Here is an 11,544-nt window from a genome sequence, read left to right as displayed (position 1 = left end):
CTTGAAATAAAGATGCGCCATTCCGTTTCCCGAAACCATCGAGGCGGCTTTGAAGTTTCGCTTGAAAATTTGCGTGTAGTAAAAGGCCTTGATCCCTTTGGAATCAAGCCACGGGCCGACATCGAAATGGGTTTTTGTTTCGGACAGGCCGTGGTCGCTGACGATAACCATGAGCGTTTCGTTCCATTCCCCTCTCCGCTTCAATTTCTCGACAACCTGTCCGATATCGCGATCGACCTCGCGATAGGCCTGAATCGTTCGGAGATGGAAGGGACTGGAGCGGTGTGAATACTCATCCACCGCAGGGAAAACCACAAAAGTAAAATCGGGGTTTCGCCTCAATCCGGCAACAAGCTTTTCGGCCGCCGATCGGTCCACAAACGCCCAGCGATCGGTTAAATGCGCGTAGTAGAAATACCAGATGCGGGAAAATTTGGTCAGGTTTTTCCCCCGGGCGCTTCCCCTATTGACCATGCTCATGATGGACAGGGGATTGTCGAAAATTTCAAAGGCGGTTTTCAAATCCTTGCGGATATCGTGATTGAGCAAAAAAGTCTCAAGCCCCACGTAACTCCGGAAGCTTTTGAGCGACCAGCCATATTTGGCGTAGTTGGCCTTGTCAAACCACCGGATGCCCGGGATATTGCAGGTGCCCGGATAACAGCCGGTCAGAAACGGCAGGTAGGCCGGTCCGGTGGTTGAGGGAAACGACGTGAGAATTGTCTGATGCGTCCCCTCTTCGGCAAAATAACGGGCGACGTTTGGAAGATTTCCCCTGTTCAGCTCGTCGTTCAAGACATCCGGCCGGGCGCCGTCAACCAGGAAAACAATACAGCGTTTAAATGGCGTTTGAATCACACCTCAATCCATCTCTTTCAACTTGTTTTCCATCCTTTTGACCAGTTCCGGATAACCGTTTTTCCTGATGATGGCGTCAAACTGGAACTTGTAGTTTTCCACCAGCGAGGCGTCGTCGACAATCACGTCGAAGATCTTCCAGCCGGCGGGGGCCAGGGTCAGCTTGTAGTTGAGGTCGAGGTCGACTTTTTTTGAGGGAACCAGAATTTTGGTGGAGACCTGTGACTTCTTCTTCTCTGCATCGATAAATTTTTCCTGCTTATAGACAACCTTATAGCCCTTTTCCTCCCCCTTCACCTGCTCCTTCGAGAAAATGGCCTTTTTTTCCAATAGACTGGTCATCAGGTCGGTAAAATAGCGCTGATCCTTGTCGGCGATCTCGTTCCAGTGGATATCCAGCGCCAGCTTGCAGAGTTCGTAAAGATCAAAGGTCCCCCGGATGATTTCCTGCTTAAGTTTCCGGTTGGCCTCGACCTCCTCCTGCGTCAGGTTTGAGCCGGTCCGGTATGACTCAATTTTTCGGTCCAGCTCCTTGATTGATTCCATAGGCCCCAGTACTTGGGAGGACGGGATGGATTCCGCCGCCGGTGTAGCCTCGGCAACCGGAGACAAAAACACCGCCGGAGGCGCCGGTGCCGCCGCTTGCTTTTCTTCCTCTTTTTTTACCGGACACCCGGTCAGACATACTGACAGCGCCACCGCCAGAATTAACCTCACAACATTCATTGGATCTCCCTTCGATAAAGTTTTTTGTACCAAAGCCTACCTCGCCCCTTCCCTCCCCCATATTTCCGACAACTCGCCGGTTTTTTTCTTCAGCTCATAAACAGCCACATTGTAATTATAAACCGCCTCGTAGTGCCTCCCCTGAAAGAGAAGATAGGACTGAAGCGCGTCCAGATAATCTTTTCGCTCCCCGATGCCGATATCCAGATTGCTCTTGGTCAAAAAAACCATCTGACGCGCCACTTTTTTTTCCTCTTCGGACTTTACCATCAAATTTCTGGCCTCCCTGATTTCCAGATACGACTCCTTGAGGTCAAGCTCCAAACCGTGAACGGCGGCCCTTTTCTGGTAGATGGTCTTCAGGAGATCCGCCTTGGCCTGTTTGATTTTCGCATTTGTCTTTACGTAATCGAATTCCCCCTTCAGTTGCAAGCCGATTCCGGCCTTGGTGAAATTAAACGGGTTGGTGAATGTCGTCTGATCCTCCCCTATCACCCCCGGCGCCCGGCCGATGTCAAAAAAACCGCCGACCCCCAGATTCGGCGTCCGGTCAAGTTTGGCCAGCTTCAACTGCTTTTCTTTCGCCGCAATTCCTTTGTCGAGCAGTTGATATTCGGCCCGATTGTCCCTGAAATCGTCAAGATAACCCTCAAACGGTCTTATGTTGTACGGAACAGGGGTCAGCGCCCCAGCCCTGATGTCCAGATCGACATCGTCTTCAAACCCCGTCTGGATTTTGAGCGCCGCCAGCCCCAGCGCAAGCTTCTTTTCCCCCTCCTCCACCTTTCTCTGCACCTCAAAGAGGGCAACCCTCATTTTCAGAATGCCCAGTTGATCGATGATTTTCTCCTTTTCCAGCTCGTCGATCTTCCCCTGAATGGCGTCCTGCGCCTCCTTGGCCAGCCCCAAAAGTTCGCGCGCCAGAAGGATCCCCTCGTAAATCTGATAGATCTTGAGGATCACGTCGTCGGTGGTCTTTTGCCTCTGAAACCAGGATGAATCGATTCCCAGCTGGGCCAGATCCTGGGCGGTGTGAATTTTGCCGAATGTCGTGAGGGGAGTTCCAACCTCCATTTTGAAATTGTTGAAGACCGTGATGTCGCCGCCAAAAAAACTATCCGCCGCGTTGTCAACATCCCTCGGGACCGGTGCGATGCGGTGTTCGTATTTGATTACAGGGATGCCGCGCGGCCGGGCCTCCTTCAGCTTGTTTTCCGACAGGACGATATCGTACCCTGCGGCGAGAATCTGGTCGTTGTTTTTAAGGGCAAGCCGGACGCATTCATCAAAGCTTAAGCGATAGCGGTCGGTTGCAAGGGCGAGGGGGGACAAGAGAAGCGTTTCAAAGGCCAGAAGAAAAATTAAAAAAAAATATTTCATCCGATCGCCCCCTCCCCCTGCCCCCTCCCTCGAGGGGAGGGGGGACGGGGGGAGGGTGAAACTATAAGCCCATTTGTTTTCGAATGCGAAGCCGCAACGCATTCAACTTGATGAACCCCTCCGCATCGGCCTGACGGTAAATGGTCTCTTTTTCAAACGTGGCCAGCTCCGGGTTGTAGAGCGACTTCACCGCCTTTCGCCCCAAAACCGAAACATTTCCCTTGTAAAGTTTCAGTTTTACCGTTCCCGATACATGGACCTGTGACTCGTCGATCATTTTTTGAAGCATTTCCCTCTCCGGCGCGAACCAGAAGCCATAATAGACAAGCTCGGCATATTTGGGAATGATGCTGTCCCTCAAATGGAGAACCTCCCGGTCGAGGGTGATCGATTCGAGCGCCCGGTGCGCGACATGGAGGATTGTCCCACCGGGGGTTTCGTAAACACCCCTGCTTTTCATCCCGACAAACCGGTTCTCCACAAGATCCACGCGCCCCACGCCATTTTGTCCTCCCAGGCGGTTGAGGGAGGCCAGCAATTCTGCCGGAGTCATTTTTTTTCCGTTCACCGCGGTCGGATTCCCTTTTTCATAATCGATCTCCACAACCGTCGGACTGGAAGGCGCTTTTTCGGGCGAGACCGATAGAACAAACATATCCTCCGGAGGCGCAGACCACGGATCCTCCAGAATCCCCCCTTCAAAACTGATGTGAAAGAGATTCCGGTCGGAGCTGTACGGTTTTTTGGGGGTGACCGGCACATCGATGCCGTGCTTTTTGGCGTATTCCACGAGGGCGGCGCGCGAATCGAGACTCCATTCCCTCCAGGGGGCGATGATTTTTATATCCGGTTTGAGGGCGTAATAGGTAAGCTCGAAGCGGACCTGGTCGTTGCCTTTCCCGGTGGCGCCATGGGAGACCGCGGACGCCTTTTCCTTTTCAGCAATTTCGATCTGTTTTTTGGCGATAAGCGGCCGGGCGATGGAGGTGCCCAAAAGATACGACCCTTCATAGACCGCATTGGCCCGGAGCATGGGAAAAACAAAGTCGCGGACAAATTCCTCCTTGAGATTTTCGATGTAAATTCTCGAGGCCCCCGTATCGATCGCCTTCTTTTTCAAGGGTTCCAGTTCCTCTCCTTGACCGATGTCGGCTGAAAAGCAGACAACCTCGCAGGAGTAATTTTCAATCAGCCATTTGACGATGACGGAGGTATCCAACCCGCCAGAATAGGCCAAAACGACTTTGTCGATTTTTTGTTTCATAAAATTTTCTCCAAAAGCGCCATTTGCATCCACATCCTGTTTTCCGCCTGATCGAAAACAGCCGATTGCGGTCCATCCATGACCTCGTCGGTGATTTCCTCCCCCCGGTGCGCGGGGAGGCAGTGAAGAACGATCGCCTTCTTATCGGCGTGGGAAAGAAGGGCGCTATTCACTTGATAGCCTTTAAAAAGACCCTTCTTCGCATCGTTCACCTCCTGCCCCATCGAAAACCATGTATCCGTATTGATGATATGACATCCGTTGACCGCCTCCGCCGGATTTTCGGTGAGACGGATATTTTTGCGCCCTTCGGCCGCCATGAGCAGATTGGCGTCGGGCCAATAACCTTTCGGACAGGCAATCTGCAAAGTAAAATCCAAAACCAGGGCCGCCTCGATCCAGCTGTTGGCGATGTTGTTTCCGTCGCCGACATAGGCGATTTTAAGCTTTTTATATTTCCCCTTCGATTCGACGACCGTCATCAGATCGGTGAGAATCTGGCAGGGATGATGCAGGTCGGTCAGTCCGTTAATCACCGGAACGGAGGCGTTGCCTGCAAGCTCTTCCAGGCGGGACTGCCCATAGGTTCTCATCACGATCCCGTCGAGATAGCGGGAAAGGACCCGCGCCGTATCGGCGATTGTTTCGCCGCGGGCGATCTGGGTCGCCGCGCAATCGAGATAAATTGCCTGACCCCCCAGGCGGATCATCGCCGCCTCAAACGAAACCCGCGTCCGGGTGGAGGCTTTCTCGAAAACGAGTCCGAGGATCTTTCCGGACAGAACTTTGCCGGATTTTTTCGTCTTCTTAAATGGGAGGGCCCGTTTGATGAGCGCCTCAATCTCTTTGGCGCTTAAATCCTGCAATGTAAGAAGGTCTTTTTTCATGTTGATAAATCCCCCCAGCCCCCCTTTGCCAAAGGGGGGGGAAGGGGGGATTTTCTTCAGATGCCCGCCAATACTCGATCCAAAATCCTTATCGCCCGATCGACATCCCCCTTGGTGATAATCAACGGCGGGACAAACCGCAGAATTTTTCCCTGAATGGCATTGATCAACAACCCTTCTTCAAGACACTGTCTCACCACTTGAGTCCCCACTTCCCGGTTCAACTCACAACCGATCATTAAGCCCTTCCCCCTCACCTCTTTAATGAGGTCGTACTTCTTTTGCAATTTTTTCAACTGCAAAACAAAATAACCCCCCGTCTCCCGAACCTTTTTCAAAAAAGAATCTTTTGCGATGACGGACAGCGTTTCAAGCGCCGCCCGACAGGCCAGCGGGTTGCCCCCAAAAGTGGAGGCATGCATTCCCGGCCCGACCGAAAGGGCAACCTTTTTTGACGCCAGACAGGCGCCGATGGGAAAGCCGGAACCGAGCGCTTTTGACAACGCCATTAGATCAGGCGCGATCCCCGCGTGCTGAAAGGCAAAAAGCCGTCCTGTCCGCCCCATGCCGACCTGCACCTCATCCAGGATAAGGAGACAATTCTTCTCGTCACAAATTCTTCTCAAGCCCGGCAGATAGTCGTCCGGCGGGATATTCACCCCCCCCTCTCCCTGGATCGGCTCGACCAAAACCGCGCAGGTATTCGGGCCGACGGCATTTTGGACCGCCCCGATATCGCCGAAGGGAACCGCCTTAAAACCGGGAACGAGAGGTCCAAACCCCTCCTGATATTTTTTCTGCATCGTGGCCGAGAGGGCGCCAAGCGTTCGGCCGTGAAATGAATTTTCGGCGACGATGATTTCGTAATGATCCGCCCCAAAATTCCGAATGCCGGTATGCCGGGCAAAGAATTGCAGAAAAAGGCCTGATACATTCCGGACAAAGAAACCAGTTCTTTGGCCAGCTCCGCCTGTTCCTGAATATAAAAAACGTTGGAACAGTGCAGAAGGTGTGACGCCTGATCGGCAAGGGCCTTTCGAATCCGCGGATGCGAATGCCCCAGGGCATCGACGGCCAGTCCGCCGAAAAAATCGAGATACTTTTTCTCGTCGGCATCCCACACCCACGCACCGAAGCCATGGACAAGGGCGACCTTTGTGCGGGCGTAGGTGGGCAATACATATCTGTCGAGAAGAGAGATGTTATCCGTGTTATTGCGGTGGATTCTTTGTTTAAATGAAACCACTTTTTTAAAACCCAAATGTCAAAGTTCAAATGTCAAAGGAATGTCAAATGTCAAATTTCAAAATTTGTCATTGTTGTTTGTTTTTTCATTTGAAATTTGAAATTTACTCCTTGCGGATAAGTGTCCCCACCCCTTTGTCCGTAAAAATCTCCAGCAGGAGCGCATGCTGGACCCGGCCGTCGATGATGTGAACCGTATGAACCCCCGCTTGAAGCGCCCGAAGGGCACACTTGAGTTTCGGCACCATGCCGCCATGCGCAACACCGGAGGTAATCAGATTTTCAATATCCTTTTCCGAAAGGTTGGTTAAAAGCCTGTCTTGCTGATCCCTCACCCCCTCGACGTCGGTCATTAAAATCAGTTTTTCCGCATTGAGGGCCCCCGCCACCGATTCAGCCACATAGTCGGCATTGATATTGAGCGATTCACCGATGTCGGACACGCCAACCGGCGCAATGACCGGAATGAAAAGACTGTCTTCCAGCTTGGTGAGCACTTCGGGATTGATCTTTTTCACGATGCCGACCTGTCCCATGTCGATCAACTCGGAGGTCCGCCGGGTCTTTTTGACCTTTTGCGGATCCATCTTCACCGCCTGGATCAGCCGGCCGTCCTTTCCGGAAAAACCGATCGCCTGCCCGCCGTTGTGGTTGATCCACCCGACAATTTCCTTGTTGACCTTGCCGACCAGCACCATTTCCACCACATCCATGGTCGGGGCATCGGTGATCCGCACCCCTTCGTGAAACTTCGATTCGATGCCCATCCGCTTGAGCACCTCCTCGATCTGCGGCCCGCCGCCATGGACGATGACCGGATGGAGGCCGATCAGCTTGAAGAGGATCACATCCCGCGTGAAGCTCCTTTTGAGATTTTCGTCCTCCATGGCGTGCCCGCCGTACTTCACCACGATCCGCTTCTCCCGGAATTTCTGGATGTACGGGAGCGCCTCCATGAGAATTTTTGCCTTGTTGATCAAGTCTTCCATAAAAAATAGGTCTATAGGTCGTATAGGACCTATAAAATGTATCTACTCAAATCCTGATCCTTCACAATCGGCTCGAGGCATTTCTTCACATAGGCCCCGTCGACCTTGAACGGTTTTCCCGACCGCTCGGGGGCCAGAAACGAAATTTCATCGAGCACCTTTTCCATGATGGTGTGCAGACGCCGCGCCCCGATATTTTCCATCTGCTCATTCACCCGGGCCGCGTACGAGGCGATCTCCTCGAGGGCCTCGTCCGAAATGACCAGATCGATCTTTTCCGTCTTCATCAGCGCCGTGTACTGCCGGGTCAGCGAATTGGTCGGCTCCTTGAGAATCCGCAAAAAATCGCCCTTGGTAAGCGACTTCAATTCCACCCGGATGGGAAAACGCCCCTGCAATTCGGGAATCAGATCCGACGGCTTGGAGACATGAAACGCCCCCGCGGCGACAAACAAAATATGGTCGGTCCGCACCATGCCGTATTTGGTGCTGACATTTGACCCTTCGACAATGGGAAGGATATCTCGCTGAACCCCTTCCCGCGACACCTCCGGCCCGTGCCCCCCCCTCTCGCGCGAGGCGATCTTGTCGATCTCGTCGATAAAGACAATCCCGTTCTGTTCCACTCGCTCGACCGCCTTTTTCACCACCTCTTCCATTTCGACAAGCTTTTGGGCCTCCTCCACTTTCAACATCTCCAGCGCGTCTGGGACTTTGACCCTCCTTCTTTTTCTCCCCCGCGGCATGAACTGCGAAAACATGTCCTTCAAATTCCGGCTGATGTCATCGAGGCTTCCGCCGGCCGAAATCACCTCGACCATCGGCATGCCTCTGGGGCCCGAAAAGTCCAGCTCCACGAAACGGCCGGCAAGCCTTCCCTCCCGGAGCATTTTGCGCATCTTCTCGCGCGTCTCGGCGGTCTCTTTTTCGGCAGAGGCGGTCTGCGGTTCCTCCGGAAGCTCGGCCCCCATTCCCAGAGGACCGGCCATCGGGCGCGGCGCCCTCGGCTTTCGGGGAATGAGGAGATCCAGCAGACGCTCCTCGGCGTTTTCCTCGGCCTTTACCTGAACCTTCGATTCCTCCTCCGCCTTCACCATGTTGACGGAGGTGTCCATCAGCTCGCGGATCATCGATTCGACATCCTTCCCCACATAACCCACCTCGGTGAACTTCGAGGCCTCCACCTTGATAAACGGCGCCTCGGCCAGTTTGGAGAGCCGCCGGGCGATCTCGGTCTTTCCGATGCCGGTGGGGCCGATCATGATGATGTTCTTCGGCGCGATTTCGTCGCGCAGATCCTCCGGCACCTGCTGGCGCCGCCAGCGGTTGCGCATGGCGATGGCCACCGCCCTCTTGGCGTCGTCCTGACCGATGATGTAGCGGTCGAGTTCCGAAACAATCTCGCGCGGAGTGAAATTTTTTATCCCTTCAGACATTTATAACTCCTGAATGGTGATGTTTTCATTCGTGTACACGCAGATCTCCGAGGCGATTTTCATCGCCCGTTCGACAATTTCACGGGCGGAAAGTTTTGTGTTCCGCATCATTGCCCGCGCAGAGGCGAGGGCATAGGCCCCTCCCGATCCGATGGCGGCAATGCCGTCGTCCGGCTCGATGACATCCCCGTTGCCGGAGAGGGTGAAAAGATGATCCCTGTCGGCCACGATCAAAAGGGCCTCCAGACGGCGCAGAATCCGGTCGGTCCGCCAGTCTTTCGCCAGTTCCACCGCCGCCCGGGTGATGTTGCCCGAAAACTCGGAGAGTTTCGACTCGAATTTTTCAAACAGCGTGAAGGCGTCGGCCGCCGAACCGGCAAAGCCGGCCAGCACCTTCCCGTCCTGCAGGGTTCTCACCTTGTTGGCCTTGGCCTTGAGAATCGTCTGCCCGACGCTCACCTGTCCGTCGCCCGCGATAGCGACCCTGTTGTCCTTCTTTACCGCGATGATTGTGGTGGAATGAATCATAAAATCTCCTTTATGCCTTCGGATGCGCTTTATCGTAAACCTTCATCAACTGGTCCAGATTCACATGCGTATATTTCTGCGTCGTCGACAGACTGGCGTGCCCCAAAAGTTCCTGAATCGACCGCAGGTCGGCCCCCGCGTTGAGCAGATGCGTGGCGAATGTATGGCGCAGGACATGCGGCGAAACCGCCTTGTCGAGGCCGCACCTTCGGTTGGCCTCGTCCACCATCCGCTGGACGCTCCGGACGGTGAGACGCCGCCCCCAGCGGTTCAAAAAAAGGGCGCCGGTCGGCTTGTCGGCCTTGAGAACCGTCGGGCGCAATTCCAGATAATGCCGCACACGCTCCACCGCCTTTTTTCCCACCGGGACAATCCGCTCCTTCCCCCCTTTTCCCAGAACACGGACTAAACGATTTTCGAGGTCAAGTCGATCCAAATCGACTCCCACCAGTTCGGAGACCCGGAGGCCGCACGAATAAAGAAGCTCCAGAATCGCCTTGTCGCGCCTTCCTGCAAAATCGTCCTCGGAAGGGGAGTCGAGCATGGCTATGATCTCGTCCACATTCAAGAACCGCGGAAGGCGCTTGGGAATTTTTGGCGAATGGATCGCCCGTGCCGGGTTTTGGTTGATCTTTCCATTTTTCAGCCAGTGTTGAAAAAAAGTCCTTAATGAAGAAAGTTTCCGCGCGACGCTGGCGGGAGAATTTTTCTGGAACAGGATGGACAAATAACTCCGGATCACCAACGGATTAATCCGGTTTATGGCCATCGCCCCCTCTTCGATCAAGTCCGGCTGGCACCCTGTTAGATAAGCCCGAAATTCGGCCAGATCGTGGACGTAGTTTTTCACCGTATGCGGTGAGGCATTTTTTTCGTGCACCAAGGCGGTCTCAAAGGCCGTAATAAGCGGATCGATAGACATGTAGCGCCAGCGAAATCCGCCGAAGTCCCGCAACGCGGGACGAAGGCGGATAACCTGCCGGAAAAATTGAGTAATTACACTGGATCGGCGGGATAAATCAACGGGAAAATGACGTATAATGTTGGAGGGGAGGAACTATTCCGCTGGTTCCAGATTAATCTCTGCGACAACCACGGCAAATTCGATGCCGAAAGGCTCCAGGAGAGTGTTGGACCCCAAATCACCGTACACAATGAGGGTCAAATCACCCTCCCCGAAACTCCCCGAACCTGACACACTCCCAAACGTATTACAGGCATCGGACTCGGGTGTAACCGACCCGGTTGTCATTGACAGATCGACCGTTGCAATGCCGGCGACATCGACCTCGATGGTCCCATCGCATGTGATCTGGCCGTCGCTTAACGTGCAGGTGCCCAGGGAATCCTCGGCCAGTTTGACTTCAATTGGATCGATCGGCGACTCCACCTCATCGGGTACGTCAACGTCAAAATCCGGGATCGACGAATCGACTCCATCAGCGGCCCCTAAAATACACAAGGTCTCGGAATCCGGTTGATAAAAAATAAAATTCCCCTCTACCGGCACCGAGGCGTAATTAACATGATCCCTCCCTGCCGGATCGTTTTCGACCACGAAATCGCTGTCGGCGCAAAGGTAAAAATCAAACGTCCCCTCTTTGAAAGTATAAGAAACCTGGTCTGCCGAGGTCACACCAGCGCATTTATTTTCCGCAATCCCCCGGGTATAGCCGTCGAGTTCAACGCGCACGGTGCCCATTTTTGGCTCATCGTAAACAATCAAAAGATAGGCCTTGTGCGGATCGTCCTCCTTATCGATGGCGACAGAGGGGCTATAGGTCAAACTGATCAGCATCTTCCCCGACGTTGAATCGGCGATCGTACCGGAGGAGGCGCTTTCAGAGGAGCTTACCGATATATCTTCCAGGATTGCCTGCGAGCTGGCTGACTCCGGGGTGATCGCCTCACCGTTGATGCTCACTTGGGCAATCTGAAAATATTTGTAATCCTCCACCCATTCCAGCCCCATCCAGGCAATGTGGCTCCCCTCATCGGCCGTCAGGGCAATTGTTTTTGTCGCCGACCCGTAAAGCTCGGCGTAAAAAGGAGAGGCGACCAGCTTTTTGGTAAATTGGCTGTCCCCCCCGCATGTTGACAATAAAAAGGGAAAGGAAACAAATACGAGTAATTTCAGATAGTTAGTATTTTTCTGTCTGGTGTTTGCCATGGCCGCCTCTCATAGCTTATTTATCGGCGGAATTCCTGAAATGTTGCGTGTTTTTTTTCAA

At 53.6% G+C, this 11,544-nt stretch carries 10 protein-coding genes and 1 pseudogene; all 11 read right to left on the bottom strand.

The window, feature by feature from the left end:
- On the bottom strand, positions 1-858 hold an 858-nt coding region (locus HYU99_00320), incomplete at its 3' end, for an alkaline phosphatase family protein (protein ID MBI2338803.1).
- Between the two features lie 3 nt (positions 859-861).
- The gene (locus HYU99_00315) at positions 862-1,575 is read right to left on the bottom strand and encodes an ABC transporter substrate-binding protein (protein ID MBI2338802.1); all 714 of its coding nucleotides are present in this window, start codon (positions 1,573-1,575) and stop codon (positions 862-864) included.
- Positions 1,576-1,620: 45 nt separating this feature from the next.
- Positions 1,621-2,964 (bottom strand): TolC family protein, encoded by a 1,344-nt coding sequence (locus HYU99_00310; protein ID MBI2338801.1) that lies wholly within the window; start codon positions 2,962-2,964, stop codon positions 1,621-1,623.
- A gap of 61 nt (positions 2,965-3,025) precedes the next feature.
- Positions 3,026-4,228 carry an argininosuccinate synthase gene (locus HYU99_00305; GenBank protein MBI2338800.1) on the bottom strand — a complete coding sequence of 401 codons (1,203 nt, stop codon included), beginning with the start codon at positions 4,226-4,228 and terminating at the stop codon, positions 3,026-3,028.
- A complete protein-coding gene (gene argF / locus HYU99_00300) occupies positions 4,225-5,115 on the bottom strand; it encodes an ornithine carbamoyltransferase (protein ID MBI2338799.1) in 891 nt (296 codons plus the stop codon). The genes HYU99_00305 and argF overlap by 4 nt, the downstream gene beginning before the upstream one ends.
- Before the next feature lie 56 nt (positions 5,116-5,171).
- Positions 5,172-6,340 (bottom strand): annotated as a pseudogene (locus tag HYU99_00295) (aspartate aminotransferase family protein).
- 124 nt (positions 6,341-6,464) lie between these two features.
- Positions 6,465-7,349 (bottom strand): acetylglutamate kinase, encoded by an 885-nt coding sequence (argB, locus tag HYU99_00290; GenBank protein ID MBI2338798.1) that lies wholly within the window; start codon positions 7,347-7,349, stop codon positions 6,465-6,467.
- Positions 7,350-7,378: 29 nt separating this feature from the next.
- Complete coding sequence (gene hslU, locus HYU99_00285) at positions 7,379-8,785, bottom strand: ATP-dependent protease ATPase subunit HslU (protein MBI2338797.1); 1,407 nt, start codon at positions 8,783-8,785, stop codon at positions 7,379-7,381.
- A complete protein-coding gene (hslV, locus tag HYU99_00280; protein ID MBI2338796.1) occupies positions 8,786-9,313 on the bottom strand; it encodes an ATP-dependent protease subunit HslV in 528 nt (175 codons plus the stop codon).
- A 10-nt stretch (positions 9,314-9,323) separates the two neighbouring features.
- Entirely contained in the window at positions 9,324-10,235 is a 912-nt protein-coding gene (gene xerC, locus HYU99_00275; GenBank protein MBI2338795.1) for a tyrosine recombinase XerC, read from the bottom strand.
- Between the two features lie 135 nt (positions 10,236-10,370).
- A complete protein-coding gene (locus tag HYU99_00270) occupies positions 10,371-11,414 on the bottom strand; it encodes a hypothetical protein (protein ID MBI2338794.1) in 1,044 nt (347 codons plus the stop codon).
- Positions 11,415-11,544: the final 130 nt, after the last annotated feature.

The organism is Deltaproteobacteria bacterium, from assembly GCA_016183175.1.
Classification (GTDB): Bacteria; UBA10199; UBA10199; order UBA10199; family SBBF01; genus JACPFC01.
This window is presented reverse-complemented; position numbering and strand designations above follow the sequence as displayed.